This window comes from Rhodobacter sp. 4.3.4, from assembly GCF_058724655.1.
The window spans coordinates 363343-376072 of the sequence record NZ_CM178967.1; the positions used below are offsets into that span (position 1 = coordinate 363343).

Consider the following 12730-nt stretch of genomic DNA (forward strand, 5'->3'; position numbering starts at 1 on the left):
CTTCGGGTCCAAAGCAACGGAAGACAGAGAGCATGGCACTCAAGTCGTATAAGCCGACGACGCCTGGCCAGCGTGGACTGGTTCTGATCGACCGTTCGGAACTTTGGAAAGGTCGCCCCGTCAAAGCCCTCACCGAGGGTCTGACGAAAACGGGCGGTCGGAACAACACCGGACGCGTCACGATGTGGCACAAGGGTGGTGGCGCGAAGCGTCTCTACCGGATCGTCGATTTCAAACGTCGCAAATTCGACGTGGCCGCCACGGTGGAACGGATCGAATATGACCCGAACCGCACCGCCTTCATCGCGCTCATCAAGTATGAAGACGGCGAGCTGGCCTATATCCTCGCGCCGCAGCGCCTTGCCGTGGGTGACACCGTCATCGCCGGCCTGAAGCAGGACATCAAGCCGGGCAACGCGATGCCGTTCTCGGGCATGCCGATCGGGACGATCGTGCACAACGTCGAACTGAAACCGGGCAAGGGCGGCCAGCTGGCGCGCGCTGCCGGGACCTACGCGCAATTCGTCGGCCGTGACGGCGGCTATGCGCAGATCCGCCTCTCGTCGGGCGAGCTGCGTCTCGTGCGTCAGGAATGCATGGCGACCATCGGTGCCGTGTCGAACGCCGACCACAGCAACCAGAACCTCGGGAAAGCCGGGCGTCGTCGTCACATGGGCATCCGCCCGACCGTTCGCGGTGTTGCGATGAACCCGATCGATCACCCGCATGGTGGTGGTGAAGGCCGGACCTCGGGTGGCCGGACGCCGGTGACGCCCTGGGGCAAGGACACCAAGGGCAAGAAGACCCGGTCGAACAAGCAGACCGACAAGTATATCCTGCGGTCGCGTCACGCCAAGAAGAAGGGTCGCTAACCTATGGCACGTTCTCTCTGGAAAGGCCCCTTCGTCGATGCCTATCTGCTGAAGAAAGCGGAAAAGGCTCGGGCTTCGGGCAAAGGCGACGTCATCAAGATCTGGTCGCGTCGGTCCACCATCCTGCCGCAATTCGTCGGCCTCACCTTTGGCGTCTACAATGGCCAGAAACATATCCCGGTGAACGTCACCGAGGAAATGATCGGCCAGAAGTTCGGTGAATATTCGCCGACCCGGACCTATTACGGTCACGCCGCCGACAAGAAAGCGAAGAGGAAGTAATCGCCATGGGTAAGGAACAAAATCCGCGCCGCGTGGCGGACAACGAAGCCTTCGCGAAAGCGAAGATGCTGCGCACCTCGCCGCAGAAACTGAACCTCGTCGCCGCGCTGATCCGTGGCAAGAAGGTCGAGAAGGCCCTGGCCGATCTGACCTTCTCGAAGAAGCGGATCGCCGAAGACGTGCGCAAGTGCCTGCAATCGGCGATCGCGAACGCCGAAAACAACCACGGCCTTGACGTCGACAACCTGGTGGTTGCCGAAGCCTGGGTCGGCAAGAACCTCGTGATGAAGCGTGGCCGTCCGCGGGCGCGTGGCCGGTTCGGCAAGATCATGAAGCCGTTTTCGGAAATCACCATCAAGGTGCGTCAGGTCGAGGAGCGCGCGTAATGGGTCAGAAGGTCAACCCCATCGGGATGCGTCTTCAGGTCAACCGTACCTGGGACAGCCGCTGGTTCGCCGAATCGAAAGACTACGGCAACCTGCTTCTGGAAGACCTGCGCATGCGCGAGTTCATCCATGAAGAGGCGAAGCAAGCCGGCATCGCCCGCGTGATCATCGAGCGTCCGCACAAGAAGTGCCGCGTCACGATCCACGCCGCGCGTCCGGGTGTCATCATCGGCAAAAAAGGCGCCGATATCGAGACCCTGCGCAAGAAGCTGGCGAATTTCACCGCTTCGGAACTGCACCTGAACATCGTCGAAGTCCGCAAGCCGGAACTCGATTCGCAGCTGGTGGCCGAGTCGATCTGCCAGCAGCTCGAGCGTCGGGTCTCGTTCCGCCGCGCGATGAAACGCGCCGTGCAGAACGCGATGCGCATGGGTGCCCTGGGGATCCGGGTCAACGTTTCGGGCCGCCTGGGTGGTGCCGAGATCGCCCGCACCGAATGGTACCGTGAAGGTCGCGTGCCGCTGCACACCCTGCGTGCCGACATCGACTATGCGCTGGACGAGGCCATGACCCCCTATGGGATCATCGGCGTCAAGGTCTGGATCTTCAAAGGCGAGATCATGGAACATGATCCGCAGGCCCGTGACCGCAAGGCCGCCGAAGCCCAGGATGGCCCGGCTCCGCGCGGTCCGCGTCGCGACCGCGACGCTCGCTGAGGAGTGACTTGAAATGCTGCAACCGAAACGGACGAAATTCCGCAAACAGCACAAGGGCCGCATCCACGGCGAAGCCAAAGGCGGCTTCAACCTGAACTTCGGCTCCTTCGCCCTCAAGGCGACGGAACCGGAGCGTGTGACGGCGCGTCAGATCGAAGCGGCCCGCCGCGCGATCACCCGCCACATGAAGCGTCAGGGCCGCGTCTGGATCCGCGTGTTCCCGGATGTGCCGGTCTCGTCGAAACCCACCGAGGTTCGGATGGGTAAAGGTAAGGGCTCGGTCGATTACTGGGCGTGCAAGGTGAAACCGGGCCGCATCATGTTCGAGATCGACGGCGTGCCGGATGCGGTCGCCCGCGAGGCCCTGCGCCTTGGGGCGAACAAGCTGCCGGTGATGACCCGCATCGTGGCCCGCGAAGACTGGTAAGGTCTTCCACGGTTCGAGATCGAAACCCCCGCCCGAAACGGCGGGGGTTTTGCTTTGCCGCTCGCTGCAATGTGACAGCTGGATGACAGACTGCCCTTGCAGGAGCCGGGCGCTTGCCGGATGCTGGGTATCTGGCCTGGAGGGAAGATGTCCGCGGGGCGTATCGAAAGAACCGTCGTGTCCGGGCAAGCCGGATGGGTGAAGCGCGTCGAGCAGGTCGGGCTGCGGCTGCGGTTGCAAAAAGGCGACCCGCGGCGGCTGTTCGAGGCCGAGCGCCGGGCCTATCTGAGCTTGCAGGACGCGCATCTGCCGTTTCCGAAGGTGCTGGCCGAGGGGCCGGATCATTTCGTTCTGGCCGATGCCGGACCGACCCTGCGCAGTCTGCTGCGGGCCTCCGGACCCGAGGCGCCCGAGGTGCGGCGCGCGCTGATCGCCGGGGCCAGCGCGCTGGCGCGGCTGCATGGGGCGGGCTACAGCCACGGCCGGCCGAACCTGTGCGACATCTGCTGGAAGGACGGGCAGATCACCTTCATCGATCTGGAGAAATACCGGCCGCGTCGCAACACGCCCGGCGGCCATGTCTGGGATCTGCTGATCTTTTTCTTCGATCTGTGCGCCGAGACCGGCCGGATCGATGCCGCCGTGCTGGCCGCCCGCGACGCTTACTGCGCGGCGGACACCAAGGGGATCTGGCCCGCGGCGGTGCGGCGGATGCGGCTGCTGCGCCCGGCTTTGGCGCTGCTGGCGTGGCTGACCCGGCCGCTGCGGCACAAGCGCGACTTTCGCGCCATCGCCCCGGTCATGGCGCTGTTTGCCGATCCGCGCTGAGGCTGGCCTGCATTCGGGGCTTGCCCCGCGGGGCGCTTTCCTGTAGGCAGCGGCATCCGCGCGCCGGTCCCTTCGGGAATCGGCCGTGGCTGACATAACCCACCGGACCACGGGTCACCCCAAGCGTGTGCGAACACCCAAGCGGGGCCTTCCGGTGCCAGACAAGGAACCCTGGGATGAAAGCCCAAGATCTCAAGGCGAAGACGCCTGACGAGCTTCGCGACGCGCTTGTTGCGCTGAAAAAGGAAGCCTTCAACCTCCGCTTCCAGGCCGCCACCAACCAGCTGGAAAACACCGCCCGCATGCGCGCCGTCCGTCGTGACGTTGCCCGTGTGAAGACGGTGCTGAACCAAAAAGCTGCTGAAGCCGCGAAGTAAGGAGACTTCCGATGCCCAAACGTATCCTTCAAGGGGTCGTGACCTCGGACAAGAACGATCAGACGATCACTGTCCTCGTGGAACGCCGCTTCAAGCATCCGCTGCTGCAAAAAACGGTGCGGAAATCGAAGAAATACCGCGCGCATGACGCGCAAAACCAGTTCAAGACCGGCGATACCGTCCGCATCGAGGAATGTGCGCCGATCTCGAAGACGAAACGCTGGACGGTCGTCGTCGAGGCCTGAGCAATCAGGCCCGGCGATGAACTTTCAGTTCATCGAAACCCTGGGACGGCTACCTGCATAGGCGTTCCCAAAGGTCGGGAGTAACAACATGATCCAGATGCAGACCAATCTGGATGTCGCTGACAACTCCGGCGCGCGCCGGGTGCAGTGCATCAAGGTTCTGGGCGGGTCGCACCGCCGTTACGCATCCGTGGGCGACATCATCGTGGTGTCGGTCAAGGAGGCGATTCCGAAAGGCCGCGTGAAGAAGGGGGATGTCCGCAAGGCCGTCGTCGTTCGCACCGCCAAGGAAGTCCGTCGCGAAGATGGCACCGCCATCCGCTTCGACCGCAACGCCGCCGTCATCCTGAACAACCAGGGCGAACCGGTCGGCACCCGTATCTTCGGGCCGGTCGTTCGCGAACTGCGCGCGAAGAACTTCATGAAGATCATCTCGCTTGCGCCGGAGGTGCTGTGATGGCTGCGAAACTCCGCAAGGGCGACAAGGTCGTCGTGCTGACCGGCAAGGACAAGGGCAAGCAAGGTGAAATCACCGCTGTCATGCCCAAGGACAACAAGGCGATCGTCGATGGCGTGAACATGGCGATCCGCCATCAGCGTCAGACCGCGACCGCTCAGGGCGGCCGCACGCCGAAGGCGATGCCGATCGACCTGTCGAACCTCTCGCTGATCGACGCGAACGGCAAGGCGACCCGCGTCGGCTTCCGCATCGAAGCCGATGGCAAGAAGGTCCGTTTTGCCAAGACCACCGGGGAGGCGATCTGATGCTCGACCAAGCCACCTATACCCCGCGTCTGAAGGCGCTTTATGCGTCCTCGATCCGCGCTGCGATGAAAGAGCAGTTCGGCTACCAGAACGACATGCAGATCCCCCGGATCGAAAAGATCGTTCTGAACATGGGCGTCGGCGAAGCCGTCAAGGACACCAAGAAAGTCAAGCAAGCCGCCGAGGAGCTGACGCTCATCGCCGGTCAGAAGGCTGTCATCACCAAGGCCAAGAACTCGATCGCCGGGTTCCGCGTCCGTGAAGAGATGCCGCTGGGCTGCAAGGTGACCCTGCGCGGTGACCGGATGTATGAATTCCTCGACCGTCTGATCAACATCGCCCTGCCGCGCGTGCGCGACTTCCGCGGTGTGAAACCGGCGTTCGACGGCCGCGGCAACTTTGCGATGGGTCTGAAGGAACATATCGTGTTCCCGGAGATCGATTTCGACAAGGTCGACGAAGTGCTGGGGATGGACATCATCATCTGCACCTCGACCCAGGTCGATGCCGAAGCGAAGGCGCTGTTGAAAGCCTTCAACATGCCTTTCAACGCCTGATCGCGGAGAGAATTTATGGCCAAAAAATCCATGGTTGAACGCGAAGTGAAGCGCGCCAAGCTGGTGAAGCAATTCGCTGGCAAGCGCGCCGCACTCAAGGCGATCATCGAAGATCAGTCCCGCCCGATGGAAGAGCGCTTCAAGGCGACTCTGAAACTGGCGGAACTCCCCCGCAACTCGTCGGCCGTGCGTCTGCACAACCGTTGCCAACTGACCGGCCGTCCCCATGCTTACTACCGTAAGCTCAAACTCTCGCGGATCATGCTGCGTGACCTGGCCTCGTTCGGCCAGATCCCCGGCATGGTGAAGTCGAGCTGGTAAGGGAGACCGGGAATGTCCATGAACGATCCCCTCGGCGATATGCTGACCCGCATCCGCAACGCGCAACTGCGCGGCAAGTCCACCGTGAAAACCCCGGCGTCGAAACTGCGCGCCTGGGTGCTCGATGTGCTTGCGTCGGAAGGCTACATCCGTGGCTATGAGAAAACGACCTCGACCGACGGCCATCCGGAGCTCGAGATCAGCCTGAAGTACTTCGAAGGCACCCCGGTGATCCGCGAAATCCATCGCGTGTCGAAACCGGGCCGCCGGGTTTATGCTTCGGTCAAGGAAATCCCGTCGGTCCGCAACGGCCTCGGTGTTTCGATCGTCTCCACGCCGAAAGGCGTCATGACGGACGCGGCCGCACGCACTGCCAATGTTGGCGGTGAAGTGCTCTGCACCGTGTTCTAAGGAGGGAAGCATGTCTCGTATCGGCAAGAAACCGGTCGAATTGCCCAAAGGCGTCACCGCGACGCTCTCGGGTCAGACCATCGAAGTGAAGGGGCCGAAAGGCACCCGCAGCTTCACCGCCACCGACGACGTGACGGTTGCTCTCGACGGCTCGACCGTCACCGTGACCCCGCGCGGCACTTCGAAACGTGCCCGCCAGCAATGGGGCATGGTGCGGTCGATGGTCGAGAACCTCGCCATCGGCGTCTCCACCGGCTTCAAGAAAGAGCTTGAAATCCAAGGCGTGGGTTACCGCGCCGCGATGGCTGGCAACGTTCTGAAGCTCTCGCTTGGTTATTCGCACGAAGTCAACTTCGAGGCCCCGGCCGGTGTCACCATCGCCACCCCGAAGCAGACCGAAATCACCATCGAAGGCATCGACCAGCAGCTGGTCGGCCAGGTGGCCGCGAACATCCGCGAGTGGCGCAAGCCCGAGCCCTACAAGGGCAAAGGCATCCGCTACAAGGGCGAGTTCATCTTCCGCAAGGAAGGCAAGAAGAAGTAAGGGGCGCGAGAACAATGGCGAACAAGAAGAGAGAGCTGTTCCTCAAACGCCGCCTGCGCGTCCGGAACAAACTGAAGGCGATGGCCAATGGCCGCGCCCGTCTGTCGGTGCATCGCTCGTCGAAGAACATCAGCGTTCAGCTGATCGACGATGTCAAAGGCGTGACGATTGCTGCGGCGTCGACTCTGGAAAAAGAGTTCGGCCTCGTTGGCAAGAACAACGTCGAAGCGGCTTCGAAAATCGGTGCCGCGATCGCCGAGCGTGCGAAGAAAGCCGGTGTCGAAGAATGCTACTTCGACCGTGGCGGCTTCCTGTTCCACGGGAAGATCAAGGCTCTGGCCGACGCAGCCCGCGAAGGCGGTCTGAAGTTCTGAGCCTGGTGGGGGGCTTTGCAGCCCTCCCGATGATCCGGGGGCGGTTCCTTTGGGGCCGCCCACCTGGATTGGATCAACGGCGTGAACCCACGCCATTCACGAAAGGAATGCCTGATGGCAGAACGTGAAAACCGCCGGGAGCGTCGCGCCGAGCGCGAAGAGACCCCGGAATTCGCCGATCGTCTGGTTGCGATCAACCGCGTCTCGAAAACCGTGAAGGGTGGGAAACGCTTCGGCTTTGCCGCGCTCGTGGTGGTCGGTGACCAGCGCGGCCGCGTCGGCTTCGGCAAGGGCAAGGCCAAGGAAGTGCCGGAAGCGATCCGCAAGGCGACGGAACAGGCGAAACGCTCGCTGATCCGCGTGCCGCTGCGCGATGGCCGCACCCTGCACCATGACATCGAAGGCCGTCACGGCGCCGGCAAGGTGGTGATGCGGACGGCTCCGGCCGGGACCGGGATCATCGCCGGTGGTCCGATGCGCGCTGTCTTCGAGATGCTGGGCGTTCAGGACGTGGTCGCGAAATCGATCGGGTCGCAAAACCCCTACAACATGATCCGCGCCACCCTGGACGGTCTGAAACTGGAAGCCTCGCCCCGCAACGTTGCGGCGCGTCGTGGCAAGAAAGTGGCCGACATCCTGCCGAAGACCGCCGCTGACGCGTCGGCCGAAGCCTGAGGAGTGTGAAAGATGGCGAAGAAAACCATCGTCGTGCAACAGGTGGCCTCGGCCGCCCGTCGTCCGGCCATCCAGACCGCGACCCTGAAAGGTCTCGGCCTGAACAAGATCCGCCGCACCCGTGAGCTGGAAGACACTCCGGCCGTCCGTGGCATGGTCAACAAGATCTCGCATCTGGTGAAGATCATCGAAGAGCGCGGCTAAGCGTCCTTCGGAAAGATTGCGGAACGCCCCGGGTATCCCCCGGGGCGTTTTTCGTTTAGGAGGGGTGGGGCAACCAAGGAGGCGATCATGGACCTGAAGCAGCAGAAGGCCGAGACCGAACAGGTGTTTCGGGAAATCCAGTCGATGGAATCGCTGCCCGAGAAGGCCTGCATCAACTTCCAGTTCGTTACCGACGAGCCGAAAGCCGATTGGGACGGCTTCACTGAGGCCGCCGAGGCCGCGGGCTACACGGTCGAATGGTATGAGGCCGATGACGAGGACGACGAGGATTGCCTTGAAATCACCACCGGGCCGGTGGTGCTGACCTTTGAAAACCTCTGGGCCGAAGAAGAAAAGCTGACCCTGATGGCCGCGATCTACGGCTTTATCGCCGACGGCTGGGGGTTCTTCGAGGAGGAGTGAATGACCGAGCACTACGAAAAATGGGTCAACTTCTTGAACCCCGTGGTGCTCAGGCGACGCATTCTGACTGCCGGGATATTTCTCTGCGCGTTTGAAATGCTGCGGGAAGCGGTTGTGAGTCGTCTTCGCGCGTTTTACGCGGTCGAATGGGCGGCTGAAAAGGGCTGGAGAGAAAGCGATCGCTACAAGGAATGCGTCCTCACGCTAGATCCGAAGGGGAAGGGCGACCCTTTTCGGGCGAGTATTGCGTGGCTTGTTGAGAATGAAGTTATCTCCGTATTGGAAGAAAAGGAATTCCGTCGCCTAACGGACGCCCGAAACGAATTCGCTCATGAGATCGTTTCGGTGGTTTCGCTGGGGCAAGCCCCGGACTTTGACGAGCTTTTCCCAATACTTCGCGCATTGATGATCAAGATAGATCGGTGGTGGATCAAGAATGTGGAGATCGAATGTGATGAAGAGCTTTTGGGGCAGAACATTGAAATTGAAGACATAACTCCGGCGCGGATGCTCATACTCGATCTCATGAACAATGCCGCACTTGGCAACGATGACGAAGCTATGAAATTCTACGATGACTTTGTTCAGGTGATGAAGGAGCAGAGCAGGTCGTAACTCCTTGACCCCAACACCCCCTGCCGTCTATACGCCCCCGGTGGCCCAGCCACAGAATCAACAACAAACGCCGTGTGTGCTCCGGTTTCGCTTCCGGGGGCATCTTCCGGCAAAGGAGAAGCGACATGAAACTTCACGAAATCCGCGACAACGCGGGTGCTGCCAAGAAATCCAAACGCGTCGCGCGTGGTCCGGGTTCGGGCAAGGGCAAAACCGCCGGCCGCGGGATCAAGGGTCAGAAATCGCGTTCGGGCGTCGCTCTGGGCGGCTACGAAGGCGGTCAGATGCCGCTCTACCGGCGTCTGCCGAAGCGCGGCTTCAACAAGCCCAACCGCAAGGCCTTCGCCGTCGTCAACCTCGGCCTGATCGAGAAATTCATCGCGGCCGGCAAGCTCGACGCCTCGGCGCCGATCACCGACGACATCCTCGTCGCGGCTGGCCTGACCTCGCGCAAGCGGGACGGTATCCGCGTTCTCGCCAAGGGCGAAATCACCACCAAGGTCACGCTGGTTGTGACCGGCGCCTCGGCTGCGGCCGTTGAAGCCGTCGCGAAAGCCGGTGGCACGCTGACCGTTGCTGCGGCCGCTGCCGAATAATCGGTTGTGAACGGGCCTTGGCCCGCTTACATAGGCAACAGTTTTCCAGGCGCCGCCGACCGGGGAACGGTCTGGCGGCGCTTCTCGCATGAAAGAGACGGGCATGGCATCTGCTGCAGAGCAAATGGCGGCGAACCTGAGCTGGTCGGCCTTTAGCAAGGCCAGCGATCTCAGGGCGCGCATCTTCTTCACCATCGGGCTGCTGATCATCTACCGGCTCGGCACCTATATTCCGGTGCCCGGCATCGACGCCGACGCGCTGCGCGACTTCATGGAACGGGCCTCGCAAGGGATCGGCGGCATGCTGTCGATGTTCACCGGTGGCGCGCTCGGGCGGATGGGCGTCTTCGCGCTTGGCATCATGCCCTATATCTCGGCCTCGATCATCGTGCAGCTGATGACGGCGCTGGTGCCCGCGCTGGAACAGATGAAGAAGGAAGGCGAGCAGGGCCGCAAGAAGATCAACCAGATCACCCGCTATTCGACGGTGGCTCTGGCGACCTTCCAGGCCTGGGGTCTGGCCACCAGCCTTTACAACGGCGGCATGGCCACCGATGCGGTGCCGCATCTGTTCTTCATCGTCTCGGTCGTGGTGACGCTGGTCGGCGGCACGATGTTCCTGATGTGGCTGGGCGAGCAGATCACCGCACGCGGCATCGGCAACGGCGTCTCGCTGATCATCTTTGTCGGCATCGTCGCGGAAATTCCGGCGGCGGCGGCCTCGTTCTTCGCGCAGGGCCGGGCGGCGGGCAACAGCTCGATCCCCGTCACCATCGGCGTGCTGGTGATGATGATCGCGGTCATCGCCTTCGTCGTGTTCATGGAACGGGCGCTGCGCAAGATCCACATTCAATATCCGCGCCGTCAGGTGGGGATGAAGATCTATGACGGCAGCTCCTCGCATCTGCCGATCAAGGTCAACCCGGCGGGCGTGATCCCGGCGATCTTCGCCTCGTCGCTGCTGCTTCTGCCGACCACGATCTCGACCTTCTCGGGCGACAACACCGGCCCGATCATGTCGACGATCCTGGCCTATTTCGGGCCGGGGCAACCGCTCTATCTCGCCTTCTATGCCGGGATGATCGTCTTCTTCTCCTATTTCTACACTGCCAACGTCACCTTCAAATCCGACGAAGTGGCGGACAACCTGAAGAATCAGGGCGGCTTCATTCCGGGCATCCGCCCCGGCAAGAAGACCGAGGATTACCTTGATTATGTCGTGGCCCGCATTCTGGTGATCGGTTCTGCCTATCTGGCGCTGGTCTGTCTGCTGCCCACGATCCTGCAGACGGAGCTGGGGGTTCCGTTCTACTTCGGCGGGACTTCGGTGCTGATCGTGGTCTCGGTGACGATGGACACGATCAACCAGGTTCAGTCGCATCTTCTGGCGCATCAATATGAGGGGCTCATCGAGCGGTCTCAGCTGCGCGGCAAACGCAAATCGGCCACGAAGAAGGCGCCCACGCGGCGCTGAGGGAGGAAAGCATGGCCAATATCATCCTGCTGGGACCGCCCGGCGCAGGCAAGGGCACCCAGGCCCGCAAGCTGGTCGAGGAACGCGGCATGGTGCAGCTGTCCACCGGCGACATGCTGCGCGAGGCCAAGACCTCGGGCACCGAAATGGGCAAGAAAGTCGCCGAGGTGATGGACCGTGGTGAGCTGGTGACGGATGAAATCGTCATCGGCCTGATCGAGGAGAAACTCTCCTCGGGTCACGCCAAAGGCTTCATTTTCGACGGCTTCCCGCGCACGCTGCCGCAGGCGGATGCGCTGGGGCGGCTGCTGGCGAAGATTGGCCAGAAGCTCGATGCGGTGATCGAGATGCGCGTCGACGACGAGGCGCTGGTGGACCGGATCTCCGGGCGCTACACCTGCGGCAAATGCGGCGAGGTCTATCACGACACGACGAAGCCGGTGAAGGTTGCGGGCACCTGCGACGCCTGCGGCTCGACCGACCTGCGCCGCCGCGCCGACGACAATGCCGACAGCCTGCGCATCCGGCTGATGGAATATTACAAGAAGACCTCGCCGCTGATCGGTTATTACTATCACGCGGGCGATCTGTTCGGTGTCGATGGCCTGGCCGAGATCGACGAGGTGGCGGCCTCGGTCGCGGCGATCCTCGATCAGCAGGCGTAAGGCGGTTATTGCTTGACCTGCGCGGAAATACCCTCTAGGTCGCGGTGTCTCAGATGAGAATCGCCCGAATCTCCGGATGCCGGAGGTTCGGGCGTTAAGCCGTCCGGAAGAAACTTTTTCGGACAAGTTGTGAAAAAAGGTTCTGGCACCACGGAACCGCAACGAAAGGAAGCACGCTTTGGCACGTATTGCTGGCGTCAACATTCCGACCGGGAAACGCGTCCCGATCGCTCTTCAATACATCCACGGGATCGGCCCGATGTTCGCGAAACAGATCGTGGACGCTGTCGGCATCGCCGAAGCCCGTCGTGTGAACGAACTGACCGACGCCGAAGTGCTGGCCATTCGCGAATACATCGATGCGCATTTCACCGTCGAGGGTGACCTGCGTCGCGAAGTTTCGATGAACATCAAGCGTCTGATGGACCTTGGTTGCTACCGTGGCCTGCGTCACCGCAAGAACCTTCCGGTTCGCGGCCAGCGCACCCACACCAACGCCCGCACCCGCAAGGGCCCGGCGAAACCGATCGCCGGCAAGAAGAAATAAGGGGAGGGGTAGCACATGGCTCGTGACAAGACTCGCGTCAAGCGCAAGGAACGCAAGAACATCGCCGCTGGTGTGGTGCATGTGAACTCGTCGTTCAACAACACCAAGATCCTGATCTCGGACGTGCAGGGCAACGCCATTTCGTGGTCGTCCTCGGGCACGATGGGCTTCAAGGGCTCGCGCAAATCGACCCCCTATGCCGCGCAGATGGCCGCCGAAGACGCTGCCCGCAAGGCGCAGGAACATGGCCTGAAAACCGTGGACGTGGAAGTTCAGGGCCCGGGTTCGGGTCGCGAATCGGCGCTGCGCGCGCTGGCCGCGGTTGGTCTCAACATCACCTCGATCCGTGATGTGACGCCGATCGCCCACAACGGCTGCCGTCCGCCCAAGCGCCGCCGCGTCTGAGTATCTGTATTAAGCCGGGCC

The 12730-nt window shown here is 62.1% G+C and carries 24 protein-coding genes; all 24 read left to right on the forward strand.

The genetic code is table 11. The annotated features are described in order from the left end of the window. Positions 1 to 32 precede the first annotated feature (32 nt). On the forward strand, positions 33 to 872 hold the full coding sequence (gene rplB / locus AC4PTB_RS01695; RefSeq protein WP_492191394.1) for a 50S ribosomal protein L2: 840 nt from the start codon (positions 33 to 35) through the stop codon (positions 870 to 872). A gap of 3 nt (positions 873 to 875) precedes the next feature. Beyond that, complete coding sequence (gene rpsS / locus AC4PTB_RS01700; protein ID WP_013066048.1) at positions 876 to 1154, forward strand: 30S ribosomal protein S19; 279 nt, start codon at positions 876 to 878, stop codon at positions 1152 to 1154. Positions 1155 to 1159: 5 nt separating this feature from the next. Next, entirely contained in the window at positions 1160 to 1540 is a 381-nt protein-coding gene (gene rplV / locus AC4PTB_RS01705; RefSeq protein ID WP_013066049.1) for a 50S ribosomal protein L22, read from the forward strand. Then, a complete protein-coding gene (gene rpsC, locus AC4PTB_RS01710; protein ID WP_013066050.1) occupies positions 1540 to 2256 on the forward strand; it encodes a 30S ribosomal protein S3 in 717 nt (238 codons plus the stop codon). Before rplV ends, rpsC begins: the two co-directional genes overlap by 1 nt. 13 nt (positions 2257 to 2269) lie before the next feature. After that, complete coding sequence (rplP, locus tag AC4PTB_RS01715; protein ID WP_492191395.1) at positions 2270 to 2683, forward strand: 50S ribosomal protein L16; 414 nt, start codon at positions 2270 to 2272, stop codon at positions 2681 to 2683. 177 nt (positions 2684 to 2860) lie between these two features. After that, positions 2861 to 3511, forward strand: coding sequence for a hypothetical protein (locus AC4PTB_RS01720; RefSeq protein WP_492191396.1), 651 nt, complete (start codon positions 2861 to 2863; stop codon positions 3509 to 3511). A gap of 176 nt (positions 3512 to 3687) precedes the next feature. After that, on the forward strand, positions 3688 to 3888 hold the full coding sequence (gene rpmC / locus AC4PTB_RS01725; protein ID WP_013066053.1) for a 50S ribosomal protein L29: 201 nt from the start codon (positions 3688 to 3690) through the stop codon (positions 3886 to 3888). A gap of 11 nt (positions 3889 to 3899) precedes the next feature. Further along, positions 3900 to 4133: a 30S ribosomal protein S17 gene (gene rpsQ, locus AC4PTB_RS01730; protein ID WP_492191397.1), complete on the forward strand. Its 234-nt coding sequence runs from the start codon at positions 3900 to 3902 to the stop codon at positions 4131 to 4133. A gap of 88 nt (positions 4134 to 4221) precedes the next feature. Then, on the forward strand, positions 4222 to 4590 hold the full coding sequence (rplN, locus tag AC4PTB_RS01735; protein WP_013066055.1) for a 50S ribosomal protein L14: 369 nt from the start codon (positions 4222 to 4224) through the stop codon (positions 4588 to 4590). Further along, the gene (rplX, locus tag AC4PTB_RS01740) at positions 4590 to 4898 is read left to right on the forward strand and encodes a 50S ribosomal protein L24 (protein ID WP_444463889.1); all 309 of its coding nucleotides are present in this window, start codon (positions 4590 to 4592) and stop codon (positions 4896 to 4898) included. Before rplN ends, rplX begins: the two co-directional genes overlap by 1 nt. After that, positions 4898 to 5455, forward strand: coding sequence for a 50S ribosomal protein L5 (rplE, locus tag AC4PTB_RS01745; RefSeq protein WP_492191398.1), 558 nt, complete (start codon positions 4898 to 4900; stop codon positions 5453 to 5455). Before rplX ends, rplE begins: the two co-directional genes overlap by 1 nt. A gap of 15 nt (positions 5456 to 5470) precedes the next feature. Then, positions 5471 to 5776: a 30S ribosomal protein S14 gene (gene rpsN / locus AC4PTB_RS01750; RefSeq protein ID WP_492191399.1), complete on the forward strand. Its 306-nt coding sequence runs from the start codon at positions 5471 to 5473 to the stop codon at positions 5774 to 5776. A 12-nt stretch (positions 5777 to 5788) separates the two neighbouring features. After that, the gene (gene rpsH, locus AC4PTB_RS01755; protein ID WP_013066059.1) at positions 5789 to 6187 is read left to right on the forward strand and encodes a 30S ribosomal protein S8; all 399 of its coding nucleotides are present in this window, start codon (positions 5789 to 5791) and stop codon (positions 6185 to 6187) included. A 10-nt stretch (positions 6188 to 6197) separates the two neighbouring features. After that, positions 6198 to 6731 (forward strand): 50S ribosomal protein L6, encoded by a 534-nt coding sequence (gene rplF, locus AC4PTB_RS01760; RefSeq protein WP_492191400.1) that lies wholly within the window; start codon positions 6198 to 6200, stop codon positions 6729 to 6731. 14 nt (positions 6732 to 6745) lie between these two features. Further along, complete coding sequence (gene rplR, locus AC4PTB_RS01765; protein ID WP_492191401.1) at positions 6746 to 7105, forward strand: 50S ribosomal protein L18; 360 nt, start codon at positions 6746 to 6748, stop codon at positions 7103 to 7105. Positions 7106 to 7219: 114 nt separating this feature from the next. Continuing rightward, positions 7220 to 7780 (forward strand): 30S ribosomal protein S5, encoded by a 561-nt coding sequence (gene rpsE / locus AC4PTB_RS01770; protein ID WP_492191402.1) that lies wholly within the window; start codon positions 7220 to 7222, stop codon positions 7778 to 7780. Between the two features lie 12 nt (positions 7781 to 7792). Then, positions 7793 to 7984, forward strand: coding sequence for a 50S ribosomal protein L30 (gene rpmD, locus AC4PTB_RS01775; protein ID WP_013066063.1), 192 nt, complete (start codon positions 7793 to 7795; stop codon positions 7982 to 7984). Between the two features lie 87 nt (positions 7985 to 8071). Beyond that, the gene (locus AC4PTB_RS01780; protein WP_013066064.1) at positions 8072 to 8407 is read left to right on the forward strand and encodes a ribonuclease E inhibitor RraB; all 336 of its coding nucleotides are present in this window, start codon (positions 8072 to 8074) and stop codon (positions 8405 to 8407) included. Beyond that, a complete protein-coding gene (locus AC4PTB_RS01785) occupies positions 8408 to 9022 on the forward strand; it encodes a hypothetical protein (protein WP_492191403.1) in 615 nt (204 codons plus the stop codon). Between the two features lie 125 nt (positions 9023 to 9147). Continuing rightward, a complete protein-coding gene (gene rplO / locus AC4PTB_RS01790; protein WP_492191404.1) occupies positions 9148 to 9618 on the forward strand; it encodes a 50S ribosomal protein L15 in 471 nt (156 codons plus the stop codon). Between the two features lie 103 nt (positions 9619 to 9721). Beyond that, positions 9722 to 11092 (forward strand): preprotein translocase subunit SecY, encoded by a 1371-nt coding sequence (gene secY / locus AC4PTB_RS01795; RefSeq protein WP_492191405.1) that lies wholly within the window; start codon positions 9722 to 9724, stop codon positions 11090 to 11092. Positions 11093 to 11103: 11 nt separating this feature from the next. After that, positions 11104 to 11757 carry an adenylate kinase gene (locus tag AC4PTB_RS01800; RefSeq protein ID WP_492191406.1) on the forward strand — a complete coding sequence of 218 codons (654 nt, stop codon included), beginning with the start codon at positions 11104 to 11106 and terminating at the stop codon, positions 11755 to 11757. A 178-nt stretch (positions 11758 to 11935) separates the two neighbouring features. Beyond that, positions 11936 to 12304 (forward strand): 30S ribosomal protein S13, encoded by a 369-nt coding sequence (gene rpsM, locus AC4PTB_RS01805; RefSeq protein WP_136908052.1) that lies wholly within the window; start codon positions 11936 to 11938, stop codon positions 12302 to 12304. Positions 12305 to 12319: 15 nt separating this feature from the next. Next, entirely contained in the window at positions 12320 to 12709 is a 390-nt protein-coding gene (gene rpsK / locus AC4PTB_RS01810; RefSeq protein WP_013066070.1) for a 30S ribosomal protein S11, read from the forward strand. Positions 12710 to 12730 lie beyond the last annotated feature (21 nt).

What these genes read in the sequence shown, in the direction of transcription:
- rpmC (WP_013066053.1), top strand. Translation starts at nt 3,688, where the DNA reads ATGAAAGCCCAAGATCTCAAGGCGAAGACGCCTGACGAGCTTCGCGAC.
- rplO (WP_492191404.1), top strand. Translation starts at nt 9,148, where the DNA reads ATGAAACTTCACGAAATCCGCGACAACGCGGGTGCTGCCAAGAAATCC.
- rpsS (WP_013066048.1), top strand. Translation starts at nt 876, where the DNA reads ATGGCACGTTCTCTCTGGAAAGGCCCCTTCGTCGATGCCTATCTGCTG.
- rplR (WP_492191401.1), top strand. Translation starts at nt 6,746, where the DNA reads ATGGCGAACAAGAAGAGAGAGCTGTTCCTCAAACGCCGCCTGCGCGTC.
- rpsK (WP_013066070.1), top strand. Translation starts at nt 12,320, where the DNA reads ATGGCTCGTGACAAGACTCGCGTCAAGCGCAAGGAACGCAAGAACATC.
- rplE (WP_492191398.1), top strand. Translation starts at nt 4,898, where the DNA reads ATGCTCGACCAAGCCACCTATACCCCGCGTCTGAAGGCGCTTTATGCG.
- rplB (WP_492191394.1), top strand. Translation starts at nt 33, where the DNA reads ATGGCACTCAAGTCGTATAAGCCGACGACGCCTGGCCAGCGTGGACTG.
- AC4PTB_RS01785 (WP_492191403.1), top strand. Translation starts at nt 8,408, where the DNA reads ATGACCGAGCACTACGAAAAATGGGTCAACTTCTTGAACCCCGTGGTG.
- rplF (WP_492191400.1), top strand. Translation starts at nt 6,198, where the DNA reads ATGTCTCGTATCGGCAAGAAACCGGTCGAATTGCCCAAAGGCGTCACC.
- AC4PTB_RS01780 (WP_013066064.1), top strand. Translation starts at nt 8,072, where the DNA reads ATGGACCTGAAGCAGCAGAAGGCCGAGACCGAACAGGTGTTTCGGGAA.
- rpsQ (WP_492191397.1), top strand. Translation starts at nt 3,900, where the DNA reads ATGCCCAAACGTATCCTTCAAGGGGTCGTGACCTCGGACAAGAACGAT.
- AC4PTB_RS01800 (WP_492191406.1), top strand. Translation starts at nt 11,104, where the DNA reads ATGGCCAATATCATCCTGCTGGGACCGCCCGGCGCAGGCAAGGGCACC.
- rpsC (WP_013066050.1), top strand. Translation starts at nt 1,540, where the DNA reads ATGGGTCAGAAGGTCAACCCCATCGGGATGCGTCTTCAGGTCAACCGT.
- rplN (WP_013066055.1), top strand. Translation starts at nt 4,222, where the DNA reads ATGATCCAGATGCAGACCAATCTGGATGTCGCTGACAACTCCGGCGCG.
- rpsH (WP_013066059.1), top strand. Translation starts at nt 5,789, where the DNA reads ATGTCCATGAACGATCCCCTCGGCGATATGCTGACCCGCATCCGCAAC.
- secY (WP_492191405.1), top strand. Translation starts at nt 9,722, where the DNA reads ATGGCATCTGCTGCAGAGCAAATGGCGGCGAACCTGAGCTGGTCGGCC.
- rplP (WP_492191395.1), top strand. Translation starts at nt 2,270, where the DNA reads ATGCTGCAACCGAAACGGACGAAATTCCGCAAACAGCACAAGGGCCGC.
- rplV (WP_013066049.1), top strand. Translation starts at nt 1,160, where the DNA reads ATGGGTAAGGAACAAAATCCGCGCCGCGTGGCGGACAACGAAGCCTTC.
- rpsE (WP_492191402.1), top strand. Translation starts at nt 7,220, where the DNA reads ATGGCAGAACGTGAAAACCGCCGGGAGCGTCGCGCCGAGCGCGAAGAG.
- rplX (WP_444463889.1), top strand. Translation starts at nt 4,590, where the DNA reads ATGGCTGCGAAACTCCGCAAGGGCGACAAGGTCGTCGTGCTGACCGGC.
- rpsN (WP_492191399.1), top strand. Translation starts at nt 5,471, where the DNA reads ATGGCCAAAAAATCCATGGTTGAACGCGAAGTGAAGCGCGCCAAGCTG.
- rpmD (WP_013066063.1), top strand. Translation starts at nt 7,793, where the DNA reads ATGGCGAAGAAAACCATCGTCGTGCAACAGGTGGCCTCGGCCGCCCGT.